This is a genomic window from Stenotrophomonas sp. Marseille-Q5258 (genome assembly GCF_946900935.1).
Lineage (GTDB): Bacteria > Pseudomonadota > Gammaproteobacteria > Xanthomonadales > Xanthomonadaceae > Stenotrophomonas > Stenotrophomonas nematodicola.
On sequence record NZ_CAMPPN010000001.1, the window covers coordinates 173,072 to 188,332 of the forward strand.

Consider the following 15,261-nt stretch of genomic DNA (forward strand, 5'->3'; position numbering starts at 1 on the left):
TTGTCGGGCCGGTTCAGAACACCGACGCGTAGCGGTCCAGCTCGATCTGGATGGATTTGGTGCGGGTGTAGGCGCGCAGCGTCGCCAGCCCGTTCTCGCGGCCGACGCCGGACTGCTTGTAGCCGCCCACCGGCATCTGTGCCGGCGATTCGCCCCAGCAGTTGATCCAGCAGATGCCGGCCTCGAGCTGGTGGATGAGGCGATGGGCGCGCGCGAGGTCGGGGGTCACCACGCCGGCCGCCAGCCCGTAATCGGTGTCGTTGGCGCGGCGCACGGCCTCCTCCTCATCGTCGTAGGCCAGCAGGCTCATGACCGGGCCGAAGATCTCTTCCCGCACGATGCGCATGTCATCGCGGCAGTCGCTGAAGATGGTCGGCGCCACATAGCAGCCCTTGGCCAGCGCACCGTCGGTGAGGCGCTCGCCGCCGCAGACCAGCCGTGCGCCCTCGGCCCTGCCGCTGGCGATGTGCTCGAGCACGCGGTGCATGTGTGCGGCGCTGACGAGCGGGCCGAAGGTGGTGTCGCTGGCCAGCGGATCGCCGATGCGGATGCGCGCGACACGGTCCAGCAGCTTGCCTTCAAAAGCGGCAAGGCGGGTCCTGGGCACGAACACGCGGGTGCCGTTGGTGCACACCTGACCGGCACTGTAGAAGTTCGCCATCATCGCCACGTCGGCAGCCAGGTCCAGATCGGCGTCGGCGCAGACGATCAGCGGCGACTTTCCGCCGAGCTCCATCGTCACCTCCTTGAGCGTGGAGCTGGAGGCGCTGGCCATCACCTTGCGGCCGGTGCTGGTGCCGCCGGTGAAGGAGATCTTCTCGATGCCGGGATGTTCGGTCAGCGCCGAACCCACGCCGGCACCATCGCCGGGCAGTACGTTGAACACACCGTCGGGCAGTCCGGCTTCAGTGAAGATCTCGGCCAGCTTCAGTGCGGTCAGCGGCGTGACTTCGCTGGGCTTGAAGATCATCGCGTTGCCGGCGGCCAGCGCCGGGGCGGCCTTCCACAGGGCGATCTGGATCGGGTAGTTCCACGCGCCGATCGCGCCGACCACGCCCAGCGGTTCCTGCCGGGTGTAGAAGAAGCTGCTGTCGCGCAGCGGCACCTGGCTGCCTTCCAGGCCGTGCATCACGCCGGCGTAGTACTCCAGTACATCTGCGCCGGTGACGATGTCCACGGCGGTGGTTTCGCTCAGTGGCTTGCCGGTGTTGCGGCTCTCCAGCGCGGCCAATGCATCGTTGCGCTCGCGCAGCAGGGCCACCGCGCGCAGCAGGATGCGCGAGCGCTCCACGGTGGTCAGTGCGGCCCATGCTTTCTGGCCGGTCCGTGCACTCGCCACGGCGGCGTCGAGATCGTCGCGGTTGGCGCTGTGCACGTTGGCGAGCACCTCGCCGTTGGCCGGGTCGATGACCTCGAAGGTCGTCCCGCCCTGTGACGGAACGTAGCGGCCGCCGATGTACAGCAGTTGATCGGGGAAGGTGGGCATGTCGATGACTCCTTTGCAGCGGGAGACCAGCCGAGGTCAGCGCGTGAGGTGCAGGAACTGCAGATGGCGCTCGTACTGGTCGATGATGTCGTTGATGATCTGCTGGCGGCTGTAGCCGACCAGCTCGTAGTCCTGTCCCCCCTCATAGAGGTGGACTTCGGCGCGGTAGTAGCGCTGGTTGCGGAAGCGCTGCGCGGCGAAGGACGGGGTGAGGTAGCCGCGCATCACCACCTGGTAGCGGAACACCTGCTGTTCGCCGTGGTCCACCACCAGTTCCATCTGGCCTGGCTCGAAGCTGGTCTGCACATTCAGGCCCTGCTCGCGCAACTGCGCGGCCACCGCTTCGATGGCCGGGCGCACGTCGGTGTCCATGAACCGGTAGACCTCGTCGCGCACCGGGAAATGCACGGCCTGGGTCAGGCGCTGGCGCCAGCCGCGCTGGTGCCGGGACTGCCCGATCAGCGGGGTGGGCGAGTACTGCGAGGCCTTCCTGCGCTGGGATTCCTCGCCCAGCGCGCGGGTCAGGCCCCACAGCATCAGCAGCAGCACCACCGAGAACGGCAGTGAGGCCAGCACCACTGCCGATTTGAGCGCGTCCATGCTGCCGGCCAGCAGCAGCCCGGCGGTGACCAGACCGGTCATCACCCCCCAGAACACCCGCAGCCAGCGCGGGCCATCGTCTTCGGGGGCACCGCCGTGGGAGGACAGGGTGGACAACACCACCGTGCCCGAATCGGCGGAGGTGACGAAGAAGATGAAGCTGACGATCACCGTGACGGTGATGACGGTGCGGCTCCAGGGATAGCTGTCGAGCAGCGCGTAGAGCACGGTCGGCGGGGTGTCCACGGCCATCTGCGCCAGCTGTACCTGGTCGTGGTGCAGGATCTGGTCCAGCGCGCTGTTGCCGAAGATGGACAGCCACGCCAGGGTGAAGCCAAGCGGAATCAGCAGCACGCCGAACACGAACTCGCGGATGGTGCGGCCGCGCGAAATGCGGGCGATGAACAGGCCCACGAACGGCGCCCAGCCGATCCACCACGCCCAGTAGAACACCGTCCAGTTGCCCAGCCAGTCCGGCCGGCCGCCGTAGGCGTAGACATCGAAGCTCTTGCCGACCACGTTGCCCAGGTAGTCGCCCAGATTCTGCATCAGCGCATTGAGCAGGTACTGGGTGGGGCCGGCGAACAGCATGAACAGCAGCAGCCCGATCGCCAGCAGCATGTTGATGTCCGACATCCAGCGCACGCCCTTCTCCACGCCGGAGACTGCCACGGTGATCGCCGCGCCCATCATCAGCACGATCAGCCCGACCTGCACCCAGGCGGCATGCGGCACCGGCAGCAGCGTGTTGAGCCCGGCATTGAGGTGCAGTACGCCGAAGCCCATGTCCGCGCCGAGCCCGAACACGGTGGCCACGATGCCCAGCGCATCCACGGTGTAGCCGATCGGGCCATTGATGCGCTTGCCGATCAGCGGATACAGCGCCGAACGCAAGGCCAGCGGCAGGTTGTGGCGGTAGGCGAAGTAGGCCAGTGCCATCGCGGCGAGCGCGAACACGCCCCAGCCGTGCAGGCCCCAGTGCAGGAACAGCAGCTGCATGGCCTGGCGCGCGCTGGCCTCGCCGCTGCCCACACCGCCCTGCGGCGGGACCAGGTAGTGGGTGAGCGGCTCGGACACGCAGAAAAAGAACAAGGTGATGCTGATGCCGGCGGCGAACAGCATGCCGGCCCAGGACAGATAGCTGAACTCCGGCTCGTCGTGATCGGCACCGAGTTTGACGTTGCCGTAGCCGGACAGGGCCACGCCGACCACGAACACCAGGTACACCGTCATCGCCAGCAGGTAGTACCAGCCGACGTTGCGCGAGGCCCAGGTCTGCGCGTCCAGCAGCGCCACGCCTGCATCGATGGGAAATGCGGCAACCAGAATGGCGAATGCCGCCACGAGGGTGGCGGCAAGCAGGAAAACGGGACGAAGCGTGCGCACCTCGGGCGGATGCGGCTCCAGGGTACTCATGAGGCGGGGGACGCTCCGATGCCTGGACGGCGGAGGGGCGATTTATCGCACACCGGGTGTGGATGCTGCGTCAGCGCATCGGCCCGGCGCGTGGCTGGGCATGAGCGTCAGCGCAGGGCGCTGGTCGGAACCTGCAGGTCCATGCCCACTGCCAGGTGGTCGGAAAACGCGGCCGCCACTGCTTCGGTACGCTGGATGGTCAGGCCATCGCTGACCAGGATGTGGTCGATCGCACGCTCGGGGCGCCAGCTCGGGAAAGTCGGCACCACGCAGCCCGGCGGCTGCAGTCGCGTGTGGCGGTAGAGCGCCTGCATTTCCGGTCGATCGGCCACGCAGTTGAAATCGCCCATCAGCACCGCGTTGGGATGGTCGGACAGCAGTTCGGCGATGAAAGCCAACTGCGCCATGCGCGAGTTGGTGCCCAGCGACAGGTGCGCCACCGCCACCGCGAGGCCGTGAGGGCCATCACCGAATTTCGCCAGCAGCACGCCGCGCCCGCCGATGCGGCCGGGCAGGGCGTGGTCCTGGACTTCCACCGGCTCGAGCCGGCTGAGCAGGCCGTTGGCGCTGGAGGCGACCCCGCCCATGCGGCGGTTCGGCTGGTGGCTCCAGTAGTTGAAGCCGGCGCGCTCGGCCAGATAGTGGGTCTGGTTGGTGAAGCCCGAACGCAGGCTGCCCGGATCGGCCTCCTGCAGGCCCACGATGTCATGGCCGCTGGCGAGCCGGGCGATGGCATCCAGGCTGCTCCGCTTGCGCCCCGCCGGCAGCGCATGCGACCAGCTGCGGGTCACATAGTCGCTGTAGCGGCGGGTGCTGGAGCCGGCCTGGATGTTGGCCGTGAGCAGGCGCAGGGTCCGCGTGTCGGGGGAAGTCACGACGGGTTCGCTGGCAGCCGTGCTCAGTTGCCCTTGGCGGCGCGTTCGCGCGCGACCAGGTGGTCGGCGATGCGCAGCATGTCCGGGAAGCTCTTGCCCTTGACCAGGTACTTGCCGTTGACGATCACCGACGGGGTGCCGGTCACGCCGCTGCGCTGCGCGAACTGCTTGGCGGCATTGGTCTTGGCGTTGACCGCGAAGCTGCTCATGGTGGCGGCGAACTGCTTCGGATCGGCGCCGAAGGTGGAATAGAACTTGGCGATGTCCTCGACCGAATCGCGGCCGCGCTCGCCCTTCAGGGTCTGCTGGGCGTGGATGGCGGCATACAGCGCTTCGTGGGTCTTGTCCTGCAGGCCCATGCTCTGCGCGGCGTAGAACGCACGGCCGTAGTCATCCCAGGTGTTGCCGAACATGGCCGGCACGTAGACGAAGCTCACGTCGCTCGGCAGGCCGGCCTTCCACGGCCCGATCAGCGGCTGGAACGCGGCACAGGCCGGGCACACGTAGCCGAACACTTCGGCCACTTCGATCTTGCCGGTAGCCGGCTGGAACGGCTGGCCGTTCTCGATCACCACGTAGTCGGTCCCGGCAACCGGTTCCGGGCCGGTCGGGCGTGCCGAGGCGGACGGCGACGGCGCCGCTGCGTTCTCGGTGGCCGCGGCCGCCGCGGCAGTCTCGCCGGCGGCAGCCGGGGTGGCCGGCGCGGCCGGTTCGCTGGCCGGGGCCGTCGCCGGGGTGGCCGGCTCGGTCGGGGCGGCGGTGTTGGCGGTGCCATCCTGGGCCTTGCACGCGGCCAGGATCGGCAGCAGGGCCATCAACGTCATAGCGAAACGGGTTTTCATCGAAGCATCTCCAGCGGATGAACAGGATGGGCCGACGCGCAGCGACGGCCAGGGGAACATGATGACATGCGGTGGCCAGGCCCCCGCGTGCACGGTGCGTGACGGTTCAGCGAGCGTCGACTCAGCGCGCTTTTTCGCTACGGGCGCGGGCGATCAGGGCATCGGCATTGCGCAGCATCGATTCGAACGAATCGCCCTTGACGCGGTACTTGCCGTTGACGATCAGGGTCGGGGTGCCCGTCACCTTGGCGCGCAGGGCGAAGGCGCGCGCGCCTTTGACCTTGGCATCCACCGCCTCGCTCTTGAGCGCGGCGATGTAACGGTCCGGGGTCACGCCGTAGCCCTTGTAGAAGCCAGCCAGTTCATCGGCCGAGATGTTCTGCATCGGCAGCGAACGCTGTTCGTGCAGCGCATCGAACATGGCGCGGTGGCTGCGCTTGGCGACGCCGAGCTGGTCGGCGGCGTAATACGCGCGCGCGAACGAATCCCACACGCCACCGAACGCGGCGGGCACCGGGGTGAAGCGCACATCCTTGGGCAGCTTGGCGGCCCAGGCTTCCAGTTGCGGTTCGAAGTGGGCGCAGTGCGGGCAGGTGTAGCCGAACATCTCCACTACTTCGACCTTGCCGGCCAGCGGCGCGAACGGACCGGCGTCCTCGATCAGTTCATAGTCCCGGCCTTCTTCCAGCGGCGCGGCCGGGGCGGCGAGGGCACTCAACGGGCTCAGGGCAAGCAGCAGCAGCATCAGGCGGGGCATCACACTCATCTACATCCATCTCCATCGGGAAAAAACGACGCCGGCCCTATCGCCGGCGTGCTGGTGAACATACCGTGCCGCGTGCGCGCGGCGCATCCGCCATCGGTCCCGGCGGTCGCCCGGGAGCCTCGAGCGGCCGCGACCTGCCGGCGACAGGGCTCAGGGTGCCTGTGCGGCACCGGTGCGCGTGGGGGCCGCCGCGACATCGTCGGCGCGGTTGTGCAGGCCCTGCAGATAACTGCCCAGCGCCTGGATCTCCTGTTCGGTGAGCTGCCGGGCGATGGTGGCCATGATCTGGAAATGCGCCTTGTCGGTTTCGTGGGTGACCCCGGCCTGGTACTCCTGCAACCGGCGTGCGACATACGCCGCGTGCTGGCCACCGATGTGCGGGTAGGCCGGGCCCGGGTTGCCGGCGCCGGTGGGGCCGTGGCAGGCCATGCACGCCGGAATGCCGCGGTCGGCATCGCCACCGCGGTAGAGCTGCTGGCCGATCTCGTAGAACTTTCTGCCGGCGTAGGGACCTTCGCTGACGAGACCGTCGTCGGCAAGCCCGGCACTGGCTTTCTGCGTTGCGAAATACGCACCGATGTCGCGCATGTCCTGCGGGGTGAGGTCCTGCACGAACGGCACCATCGCCGCCGAGGCACCGGAGGTGCGCTGGCCGTTGGCGATCAGGGCCATCTGCTGGGCGACGTAGCGCTCGCTCTGGCCGGCGATGCTGGGGTACATCTCCACCGTGGAATTGCCGTCGGCGGAGTGGCAGGCCGCGCAGGCGGCGGCCTTGGTCTGCCCGGCCTTGGCATCGCCCCAGGTGGTCTTGCTGAAATCGACCTCCAGCGACGCGGTCTTGATCGGCCCGTTGTCGGGCAACGGGGTCAACGAGGTCTGGGCGACCGCAACGGCGGCCAGCAGCGATACAGCGACAGCGGAAACGGCAAGAACGCGAGCGTGGCGCATGCGGAAGCTCCGTGTGGACCGGCCTGGCGGCTGCAGGGTGCAGTCGCGGGGATCGCCCGATTATCCATGCCGTTTCACGCCACGGTCAACGCAGCAGTGCAGCAAAACCGGGCCGCGGCAGCGCGTTGGTGCCCCGGACATGCGATCCTATGCCCATGTCATTGCTCCTCGAACGTGCCCATTACCTGCTTTCGGCCCACAACACCCGGCAATTGCCGGAGGATGTCGGGGCCGAAGTCGCCTTTGCCGGGCGCTCCAACGCCGGCAAATCCAGCGCCCTCAACGCCTTGACCCGCCAGAACAGCCTGGCCCGGGTCTCCAAGACCCCCGGCCGCACCCAGCAGCTGGTGTTCTTCGAGGTCACCCCGGACGCCAAGCTGGTCGATCTGCCCGGGTACGGCTACGCCAAGGTGCCGCTGGATCTCCAGGCGCACTGGCAGGCCTTCATCGACCAGTATTTCCGCACCCGCGAGGCCCTGCGTGGCCTGGTGGTGGTGATGGACATCCGCCACCCGCTGAAGGACTACGACCGGCAGATGCTGGCCTACGCGGTCCAGCGCGGCCTGCCGGCGCACGCGCTGCTGACCAAGGCCGACAAGCTCGGCCGGGGCCAGCAGGGCATCGCCCTGCAGAAGGTGCGCAAGGAACTGCAGTCCTCGTTCGGCGACACTGTCAGCGTGCAGACCTTCTCCGGCCCCGCCCGCCAGGGCGTGGACGAGGCCCGCGGCATCATCGGCGGCTGGCTCGGCCTGAACAAGCCGGCCCCGGAAACCGCCTGACCGGCGCGTGCCGGCCCGACCGCGGGTCGGCGCCACCGACGCGGGGTTACTCCGCGCCGGGCGCGGGCAGGGGGGTGAACTCGCCCGGGACCCAGGCGAATGCGTCGCCTTCGCGGCGTACGTGGCCCAGGCCCGGGAACGGCAGGTGCGCACCGGCGACCCACCAGCCCTGGTCGGCCGCCTCGGCCATCATGCGGCGGCGGCTGGCGATGGCGGCGTCGCGGTCGCTGTCCGCTTCGTACGCGGCCGCTGGCTGTGCGAACTGCACCGCATGGAAATGCACGATGTCGCCCCAGACCAGCAACGCCTGGCCGGGCGCGGCGTCGATCTTCCAGGACACATGTCCGGGGGTATGGCCGTGGCTGTCCAGCGCGCTGACCCCGGCCGGCAGCGCCTGCCCGGCCCGGAAACGACGCAGTTTTCCCGCTGCCTCATACGGTGCTGCCGCCTTGCGTGCCAGTGCGAAGGCGAAGCGGACGCCCTGCGGTGCGCTGGCTTCGCTGGCCGGGTCCAGCCAGTAGCCGGCATCGGCGGCCGACAGCCAGACCGTGGCGTTGGGATAGGCAGTGCCGCCCTGCGCATCCAGCAGGCCGCATAGATGGTCCGGGTGGGCGTGGGTGAGCAGGACGTCGTCCACCTCGGCCGGGTCGTAGCCGGCGGCGCGCAGGTTGCCCAGCACCTGGCCCAGCCCGGGGCCGAAGCACTGCGCGGTGCCGGTGTCGACCAGGGTGAGGTGGTTGCCGCGCTGGACCAGGTAGGCGTTGACCGCCGTCTGCAGGCCCTTGCCATCCTCGGGCACATACCGATGGTCGAGCAGGCGGGTGACCGCGCCGGGGGCGATGCCCACCAGTTCTTCGCGGCCCAGTGCGACAGTGCCGTCGAACAGCGCGGTGACCTGCAGCGTCCCGATCTGCTGGTGATAGACGCCCGGCACCTGGGTGCGCGGCAGGTGGGACGTGGTGGCGAAGGCGGGACCGGCAACGGCGGCCAGCACCAGTGCGGCGACGAGCGGGCGAACGCGGAGGAAGGGCATGCAGGTGTCCAGACAGAGCGGCAGCGCCGCGGGACGTCCATGCTGCGCGCCGGCCGCTCCGCGTTCCGCTCAGAATGCGGCGCGATCCGCTCGCGATCGCTCAGCTGTTGCCGATCGCGGCCGGCTCCAGGCCGTAACGCGCGGCGAAGCGCCTGCTGAAGCTGCCCAGCGAGCGGTAGCCCACGCGTGCGGCCACGGTCTTCAATGGCAGGCGCGTGGTGTAGAGCAGGTTCATCGCGTGGGCCAGGCGTGCGTCGGTGATCAGCTCGCGCACGCTGGCGCGTTCGCTGGCCAGACGCCGGCGCAGTGTGGCGCCGCTCAGTCCAAGCTGCTGCTCGAAATCGCGTGATTGCCAGTCGCGTTCGGGCTGTGCGGCAATCAGGTCGCGGATGCGCTCGCCCAGGCTCGGCTCGGGTGGCACCAGCAGGCTGCCATGTCCGCGGCGGCAGAAGGCCACCACCAGCGATGCCAGGGCCAGCCGCGCCTCGGTGTACCGCCCCTGTTCCAGCGCGTGGCGCCACTGCCGCAGGTGGTCGGCATGCGCGTCGAGCGGCAGGCGCGCCAGCGCGTCGCCGGCCTCCGGCAGCGGCTCGTTCCACAGCACCCGCGCGGCCGACAGCGCTTCACCGCACAGCGGCACGATCGCGCTGAGGTACAGGCCGGACGCCGGATCGGGGATGTTCACCACGTCGATGCGGCAGCGCCGGGTGATCAGGAACAGATCGCCCGGTGCCAGCACCAGCGACTGCTGCGCGGTGGATACCTGTTTGCGCCCCTGCAGCAGAATCGCGAACTGCGGCTGCGGAATGTCCACCGACGAGGCCCCATGTTCGCGGCGCGCGGTGATGCAGGCATAGCCGCCGGCGCGTTGGCAGTCGGCCAGGCTTGCCATCTCGGCCAGCAGGGAAGCGGGGGGCGTGCGGGTGTCCATTACAGGGCAGTATCGAACAACCGGCCGATCGCTGCGGCCGCCGCCATTGCCAGCGCGCCCCAGAACATCACGCGCAGCGCGCCGCGCAGGGGGCGTGCGCCACCAACGCGTGCGGCGATGGCACCGGTCAGGCCCAGGCCGACCAAGGTGACGGCGGTGGTGATCTGGGCCACCAGCGCGTGCGGGGCGAGCAGCGCGGTCACCACCGGCAGCGCGGCGCCAACGGCGAACGCGCCGGCCGATGCCAGTGCCGCCTGTATCGGCCGGGCGCGCAGTTCCTCGGTGATGCCCAGCTCGTCGCGCGCGTGCGCACCCAGTGCGTCGTGCGCGGTGAGCTGCACCGCGACCTCGTGGGCCAGCTCGGCAGTGAGTCCACGATGCCGGTAGATCGCGGCCAGCTCCTGCAGTTCGCTGTGCGGGTCGTCACGCAGTTCGCGCTTCTCCACCAGCAGGTCGGCCTGTTCGGTATCGGCTTGGGACTGCACCGACACATACTCGCCAGCCGCCATCGACATCGCTCCGGCCACGGTGCCGGCGATGCCGGTGGCCAGCACGGTGGTGGCCGATGCGCCGCTGGCGGCGATACCGACCACCAGCCCGGCCACCGAGACGATGCCGTCGTTGGCGCCCAGCACGGCTGCGCGCAGCCAACCGGCGCGGTCGGAGCGGTGAACTTCCTGATGGCGGGCTCTGTTCATGCCCACAGTCTAGGGCGGGCAGGACGGGGATGGCGGAATGACTCGCAGCAGCGTCAAGTCCTTCCCGGTGGGATGCTGAAAACCGTCACGGTGACACGACGGTGGGGAACGCCACGATATAGTGCGCCCTTGCGATGCCGGGGCGTGGTCCCCACATCCCCGCCCTGACCAGAATACTGCGAGCCTCCCCTTGTCGAGCCCCAGCCACGTCGCCGAGACGCCGATTACCGACCGAAATGAACTGGTCGCCACGCTGGCCTCCGGCGAGAAGCCCAAGGCGCAGTGGCGCATCGGCACCGAACACGAGAAGTTCGGCTTCCGCCTGGACGACCTGCGCCCGCCGACCTTTGACGGCGACCGCGGCATCGAGGCCCTGCTCAACGGCTTGACCCGCTTCGGCTGGGCACCGGTGCAGGAAGGCGGCCGCACCATTGCACTGCTGCGCGACAACGCCTCGGTGACGCTGGAACCGGCCGGCCAGCTGGAGTTGTCCGGCGCGGCGCTGGAGACCATCCACCAGACGTGCGTGGAAACCGGCACCCACCTCAACGAAGTGGCCCAGGTGGCCGGCGAGCTGCAGCTGGGTTTCCTGGGCATGGGCTTCCAGCCGAAATGGCGGCGTGACGAGATGCCGTGGATGCCCAAGGGACGCTACCGGATCATGCGCGACTACATGCCCAAGGTCGGCTCGCTCGGCCTGGACATGATGACCCGCACCTGCACGGTGCAGGTCAATCTGGACTACGCCACCGAAGCGGACATGGTGAAGAAGTTCCGCGTGTCGCTGGCACTGCAGCCGATCGCCACCGCCCTGTTCGCCGACTCGCCGTTTACCGAAGGCCAGCCGAACGGCTACCAGAGCTACCGCTCGCACATCTGGACCGATACCGATGCCGACCGCACCGGCATGCTCGACTTCGTATTCGAAGACGGTTTCGGCTACGAGCGGTATGTGGACTACCTGCTCGACGTGCCGATGTACTTCTCCTACCGTGATGGCACGTACCACGACGCCAGCGGCCAGAGCTTCCGCGATTTCATGGTCGGCAAGCTGCCGGTGCTGCCGGGCCAGCTGCCGACGCTGCGCGACTGGTCCGATCACATGACCACCGCTTTCCCGGAAGTGCGCCTGAAGAAGTACCTGGAAATGCGGGGTGCCGATGGCGGCCCGTGGAACCGCCTGTGCGCGCTGCCGGCGTTCTGGGTCGGGCTGCTCTACGACGATGCCGCACTGGATGCAGCCTGGGATCTGGTGCGCGATTTCAGCCTGGCCGAGCGCCACGCGCTGCGCGACGGCGTGCCGCGCCATGCGTTGAAGCTGCCGTTCCGCGGCGGTACCGTGCGCGACCTGGCGCGCGAAGCGGTGAAGATCGCCGTGGCCGGGCTGCAGCGCCGTGCCGCACGCAACGCCGATGGCCAGGACGAAAGCCACTTCCTGGACGTACTGCAGGAAATCGTCGATACCGGCCTGACGCCGGCCGACCGCAAGCTGGCGCTGTTCCACGGCGCGTGGAAGGGCAGCATCGACCCGGTCTTCAAACAGTTCGCTTACTGACCACCGTCAGGGCAGGGGTACCGACCGTGGGTCGGTACGCCTGTCTCAATGGGCGGACGCTTTCGAGAACAGATTGATCACCGCCACGCCGGCCACGATCAGACCCATGCCGATCAGCGCCGGTGCATCCAGTTTCTGCTTGAACACCGCCCAGCCGATCAGCGAGATCAGCACGATGCCCGCACCGGACCAGATCGCGTAGGCGATCCCGGTGGGAATGGATTTGAGCGTGAGTGCGAGCAGATAGAACGCGGCGGCATAGCCGACCACGGTGCCCAGCGAGGGCCACACCCGGGTGAAGCCATCGGAGGCCTTGAGCAGGCTGGTGGCGATCACTTCGAACACAATCGCCAGGCCCAGCAGAACATACACATTCATGGCGCGCGCACCGCTTGGACGATGCGCGCATTGTACGGGCGCGCCCGTGCCGCGCCGGACGCTGCAGGAGCGTCCGGCGCAGACCGTGTTCAGGCGGCCTGTGCGCCAAGCGTGGCCATGTCGATCACGAAGCGGTAGCGCACATCGTTGCGCGCCATGCGCTCCCACGCCTCGTTGACGGTCTTGATGTCGATCACTTCCACGTCGCTGACGATGCCGTGCTCGGCGCAGAAGTCCATCATTTCCTGCGTCTCGGCCATGCCGCCGATCGCCGAGCCGGTGATGTGCTTGCGACCGAACATCATGGACGCGCCCATCAGCGGCGGATCCAGTTCGGTCAGCACGCCGACCAGGCACATGGTCGCATCGCGCTTGAGCAGGGACATGTACGGGTTGGTGTCGTGGCTCACCGGAATGGTGTTGAGCAGGAAGTCGAAGCTGCCGGCATGCGCCTTCATCTGCGCCGGATCGCGCGACACCAGCACCTCATCGGCACCGAGGCGCTTGGCGTCGGCGCCCTTTTCCGGCGTGGTGGTGATCATCACCACGGTGGCGCCCATCGCCTTGGCGAACTTCACGCCCATGTGGCCCAGCCCGCCCAGGCCGATCACGCCGACCTTCTGGCCGGGCCCGACCTTCCAATGGCGCAGCGGCGAATACGTGGTGATACCGGCGCACAGCAGCGGCGCGGCGGCCTTCAGGTCCAGCCTGTCGGACACCTTCACCACGAAGCGCTGCTCGACCACGATGTGATCGGAGTAGCCGCCGAACGTCGGCTGGCCGCTGTCGCGCTCGGTGCTGTTGTAGGTGAACGTGGCACCCTTCTGGCAGTACTGCTCCAGGTCCTGGTCGCAGGCATCGCAGTGGCGGCACGAATCGACCATGCAGCCCACGCCGGCGTGGTCGCCGACCTTGAAGCGGGTGACGTTGGCACCGACCTCGGTGACCCGGCCGATGATCTCGTGGCCCGGCACCATCGGGAAAATCGAGCCACCCCAATCGTCACGCGCCTGGTGCAGGTCGGAGTGGCAGATGCCGCTGTACAGGATCTGGATGCGGACATCGTCCGGGCCGACCGCGCGGCGCTCGAACGAGAACGGGACCAGCGGGGCAGTCTGGTCGTGAACGGCATAACCGTGGGCGAGGGACATGGGGAATCCTTGGCAGGTTTGTAGAAAGGCGCTTTACAATACGCCCCGACGCAGTGCACAGGCAGTCAGGATATCGGCATGATTCATCAAGTCAGACTGGATAATCATGGTCACTGACAACCTCACCCACCTGGCCGCGTTCGCCGCCGTGGCGCGGCACCGCAGCTTCCGCCGTGCGGGGGCCGAACTGGCCCTGTCCACCTCGGCGGTCAGCTATGCGATCCGCGCGCTGGAAGAGCGCCTGGGGGTCGGTCTGTTCCATCGCACGACCCGCAGCGTGGCCCTCACCGAGGCCGGCCAACGCCTGCTCGAGCGCCTGCAGCCCGCGCTCGGTCAGGTTCATGACGCGCTGGAGGAGATGAACCACTTCCGCGCCGCACCGGCGGGCCTGCTGCGCATCAACGCCACCCGCGCTGCCGTGCATACCCAGCTGGGCCCGCGTCTGGCCCGCTTCCTGCGTGGCCATCCGGACGTGCGCATCGAGCTGGCGCAGGACGACGGGCTGGTCGATATCGTCGCCAGCGGCTTCGACGCCGGCGTGCGGCTGCACGAGTTCGTTCCCGAAGACATGGTGGCGGTGCCGCTCGGGCCGCCGCTGCGTGGCCTGATCGTCGGCGCACCCGCGTATCTGCAGGACCGCCCGACGCCGCAGCATCCGCGTGATCTGGCCAACCACGAATGCGTGCGCTTCCGCTTCGCCAGTGGCCATCTGTACAAGTGGCAGTTCGATCGCGATGGCCAGGCGCTGGAGATCGACGTGCCGGGCCGGCTCACGCTCGGTGACCAGCACACGGTGCTGCAGGCGGTGCTGGACGGACTGGGCTTGGCCTACGTGCTAGAAGACGCCGCGCGGCCGTATCTGGACGACGGCCGGCTGGTGGCCGTACTGGAAGACTGGAGCGAGCCGTTTCCCGGCTTCGTGCTGTATTACCCGCGCCAGCGGCAGATGTCCTCGGCGTTGCGCGCGTTCGTGGACATGCTGCGCGAGCCGGTGTGAGGCGCGCGCCGCGCGGCGGCGTGACCTTCTTCATGGCGACTTACGTCACTGGGCCGTGCCCGGCGCGCGGTACTACGCTGCGATCGAACCCCGTGCAGCGTCGCCGTGACGCAGTGCGCCGCATGGATCGGCAACACGCCATGACAAGGAGGATACGATGCAGAACCAGAACCCCGACCAGGACCTTCGCCAGCGTGTGGCGACGTTGGAACGCAACGCCCGCCGCGGACGCATGATGGCCGCGACCATGTTCGCGCTGGGCGCATCACTGGCGCTGATCGGTACCACGGTGGCGCAGCCGGAGGCGCCGATCGTGCCGGAAATCCGCACGCACAAGCTCACCGTGGTGGACAGCGAGGGACGCACCCGCGTGCAGATCGCCGAAGACCCCGCCGACCACAGGCGCAATGCGCGCGCGGCGGGCCTGACCATCTACGACATCACCGGTCACGAGCGCGGCGGCATCGGTACGATGGCCGATGGCAGTGCCGCCGTTGCCCTGGATGCGCCGCATGGCGTAGGCCACAGGATGCGCGATCGTGCGGGCATCAAAGTGGGGCCGGACGGGTCGGCGATGATCGTCACCATCTCCAACGCCGGGCAGTTCTCTGCCGGCCTGTTCTCCAAGGGCGAGGAAGGCCGCCTGGAGCTGTCGCGCAGCGATGCGGCGGCCGACCAGATCACGACGCGGGTGATCACGCAAGGCGGCGATACCTCCAGGGATGGCAAGCTGCAGTAGCGCACCGACGCTCACAAGCTCCACACAGGCGGGTGGCAGCATGGCGACATTCCTGCCCCCGTCGTTG

At 68.5% G+C, this 15,261-nt stretch carries 15 protein-coding genes; 4 read left to right on the forward strand and 11 right to left on the reverse strand.

The window, feature by feature from the left end:
- Window positions 1-13: 13 nt before the first annotated feature.
- The 6 genes from betB to OC534_RS00840 form a co-directional block, all read right to left on the reverse strand.
- Window positions 14-1,486, reverse strand: a complete 1,473-nt coding sequence (betB, locus tag OC534_RS00815) for a betaine-aldehyde dehydrogenase (RefSeq protein ID WP_153164770.1) — start codon at window positions 1,484-1,486, stop codon at window positions 14-16.
- 36 nt (window positions 1,487-1,522) lie between these two features.
- Window positions 1,523-3,502, reverse strand: a complete 1,980-nt coding sequence (betT, locus tag OC534_RS00820) for a choline BCCT transporter BetT (protein ID WP_017354774.1) — start codon at window positions 3,500-3,502, stop codon at window positions 1,523-1,525.
- A gap of 107 nt (window positions 3,503-3,609) precedes the next feature.
- Window positions 3,610-4,377: an endonuclease/exonuclease/phosphatase family protein gene (locus tag OC534_RS00825; RefSeq protein WP_017354773.1), complete on the reverse strand. Its 768-nt coding sequence runs from the start codon at window positions 4,375-4,377 to the stop codon at window positions 3,610-3,612.
- Window positions 4,378-4,400: 23 nt separating this feature from the next.
- The gene (locus OC534_RS00830) at window positions 4,401-5,219 is read right to left on the reverse strand and encodes a thiol:disulfide interchange protein DsbA/DsbL (protein ID WP_153164768.1); all 819 of its coding nucleotides are present in this window, start codon (window positions 5,217-5,219) and stop codon (window positions 4,401-4,403) included.
- Between the two features lie 121 nt (window positions 5,220-5,340).
- Window positions 5,341-5,985, reverse strand: coding sequence for a thiol:disulfide interchange protein DsbA/DsbL (locus OC534_RS00835; RefSeq protein ID WP_136005070.1), 645 nt, complete (start codon window positions 5,983-5,985; stop codon window positions 5,341-5,343).
- A gap of 150 nt (window positions 5,986-6,135) precedes the next feature.
- Window positions 6,136-6,933, reverse strand: a complete 798-nt coding sequence (locus OC534_RS00840) for a c-type cytochrome (RefSeq protein WP_017354771.1) — start codon at window positions 6,931-6,933, stop codon at window positions 6,136-6,138.
- A 155-nt stretch (window positions 6,934-7,088) separates the two neighbouring features.
- Between OC534_RS00840 and yihA the strand changes: the two genes are divergently transcribed.
- Window positions 7,089-7,712: a ribosome biogenesis GTP-binding protein YihA/YsxC gene (gene yihA, locus OC534_RS00845; protein ID WP_017354770.1), complete on the forward strand. Its 624-nt coding sequence runs from the start codon at window positions 7,089-7,091 to the stop codon at window positions 7,710-7,712.
- Between the two features lie 46 nt (window positions 7,713-7,758).
- On the opposite strand, the gene OC534_RS00850 is transcribed toward yihA, so the two are convergent.
- The 3 genes from OC534_RS00850 to OC534_RS00860 form a co-directional block, all read right to left on the reverse strand.
- Entirely contained in the window at window positions 7,759-8,745 is a 987-nt protein-coding gene (locus OC534_RS00850; protein WP_136005064.1) for an MBL fold metallo-hydrolase, read from the reverse strand.
- Window positions 8,746-8,845: 100 nt separating this feature from the next.
- The gene (locus OC534_RS00855; protein WP_153164767.1) at window positions 8,846-9,676 is read right to left on the reverse strand and encodes a helix-turn-helix transcriptional regulator; all 831 of its coding nucleotides are present in this window, start codon (window positions 9,674-9,676) and stop codon (window positions 8,846-8,848) included.
- Window positions 9,676-10,374 (reverse strand): VIT family protein, encoded by a 699-nt coding sequence (locus OC534_RS00860; protein ID WP_262071216.1) that lies wholly within the window; start codon window positions 10,372-10,374, stop codon window positions 9,676-9,678. Before OC534_RS00860 ends, OC534_RS00855 begins: the two co-directional genes overlap by 1 nt.
- Window positions 10,375-10,564: 190 nt before the next feature.
- Here OC534_RS00860 and OC534_RS00865 point away from each other — a divergent pair, with 190 nt between their 5' ends.
- Window positions 10,565-11,929, forward strand: a complete 1,365-nt coding sequence (locus OC534_RS00865; RefSeq protein WP_136005054.1) for a glutamate--cysteine ligase — start codon at window positions 10,565-10,567, stop codon at window positions 11,927-11,929.
- A 45-nt stretch (window positions 11,930-11,974) separates the two neighbouring features.
- On the opposite strand, the gene OC534_RS00870 is transcribed toward OC534_RS00865, so the two are convergent.
- Both OC534_RS00870 and OC534_RS00875 read right to left on the reverse strand, forming a co-directional pair.
- Window positions 11,975-12,307, reverse strand: a complete 333-nt coding sequence (locus OC534_RS00870; RefSeq protein WP_017356679.1) for an EmrE family multidrug efflux SMR transporter — start codon at window positions 12,305-12,307, stop codon at window positions 11,975-11,977.
- Between the two features lie 89 nt (window positions 12,308-12,396).
- Window positions 12,397-13,458: an NAD(P)-dependent alcohol dehydrogenase gene (locus OC534_RS00875; protein ID WP_017356680.1), complete on the reverse strand. Its 1,062-nt coding sequence runs from the start codon at window positions 13,456-13,458 to the stop codon at window positions 12,397-12,399.
- A gap of 106 nt (window positions 13,459-13,564) precedes the next feature.
- Here OC534_RS00875 and OC534_RS00880 point away from each other — a divergent pair, with 106 nt between their 5' ends.
- Complete coding sequence (locus OC534_RS00880; protein WP_017356681.1) at window positions 13,565-14,455, forward strand: LysR family transcriptional regulator; 891 nt, start codon at window positions 13,565-13,567, stop codon at window positions 14,453-14,455.
- 157 nt (window positions 14,456-14,612) lie between these two features.
- The gene (locus OC534_RS00885; protein ID WP_017356682.1) at window positions 14,613-15,194 is read left to right on the forward strand and encodes a hypothetical protein; all 582 of its coding nucleotides are present in this window, start codon (window positions 14,613-14,615) and stop codon (window positions 15,192-15,194) included.
- Window positions 15,195-15,261 lie beyond the last annotated feature (67 nt).

Bases quoted from the DNA above. Each gene is read 5' to 3' on its own strand.
- betB (WP_153164770.1), bottom strand. From the start codon at position 1,486: ATGCCCACCTTCCCCGATCAACTGCTGTACATCGGCGGCCGCTACGTT.
- betT (WP_017354774.1), bottom strand. From the start codon at position 3,502: ATGAGTACCCTGGAGCCGCATCCGCCCGAGGTGCGCACGCTTCGTCCC.
- OC534_RS00830 (WP_153164768.1), bottom strand. From the start codon at position 5,219: ATGAAAACCCGTTTCGCTATGACGTTGATGGCCCTGCTGCCGATCCTG.
- OC534_RS00835 (WP_136005070.1), bottom strand. From the start codon at position 5,985: ATGAGTGTGATGCCCCGCCTGATGCTGCTGCTGCTTGCCCTGAGCCCG.
- OC534_RS00840 (WP_017354771.1), bottom strand. From the start codon at position 6,933: ATGCGCCACGCTCGCGTTCTTGCCGTTTCCGCTGTCGCTGTATCGCTG.
- yihA (WP_017354770.1), top strand. From the start codon at position 7,089: ATGTCATTGCTCCTCGAACGTGCCCATTACCTGCTTTCGGCCCACAAC.
- OC534_RS00850 (WP_136005064.1), bottom strand. From the start codon at position 8,745: ATGCCCTTCCTCCGCGTTCGCCCGCTCGTCGCCGCACTGGTGCTGGCC.
- OC534_RS00855 (WP_153164767.1), bottom strand. From the start codon at position 9,676: ATGGACACCCGCACGCCCCCCGCTTCCCTGCTGGCCGAGATGGCAAGC.
- OC534_RS00860 (WP_262071216.1), bottom strand. From the start codon at position 10,374: ATGAACAGAGCCCGCCATCAGGAAGTTCACCGCTCCGACCGCGCCGGT.
- OC534_RS00870 (WP_017356679.1), bottom strand. From the start codon at position 12,307: ATGAATGTGTATGTTCTGCTGGGCCTGGCGATTGTGTTCGAAGTGATC.
- OC534_RS00875 (WP_017356680.1), bottom strand. From the start codon at position 13,458: ATGTCCCTCGCCCACGGTTATGCCGTTCACGACCAGACTGCCCCGCTG.
- OC534_RS00880 (WP_017356681.1), top strand. From the start codon at position 13,565: ATGGTCACTGACAACCTCACCCACCTGGCCGCGTTCGCCGCCGTGGCG.
- OC534_RS00885 (WP_017356682.1), top strand. From the start codon at position 14,613: ATGCAGAACCAGAACCCCGACCAGGACCTTCGCCAGCGTGTGGCGACG.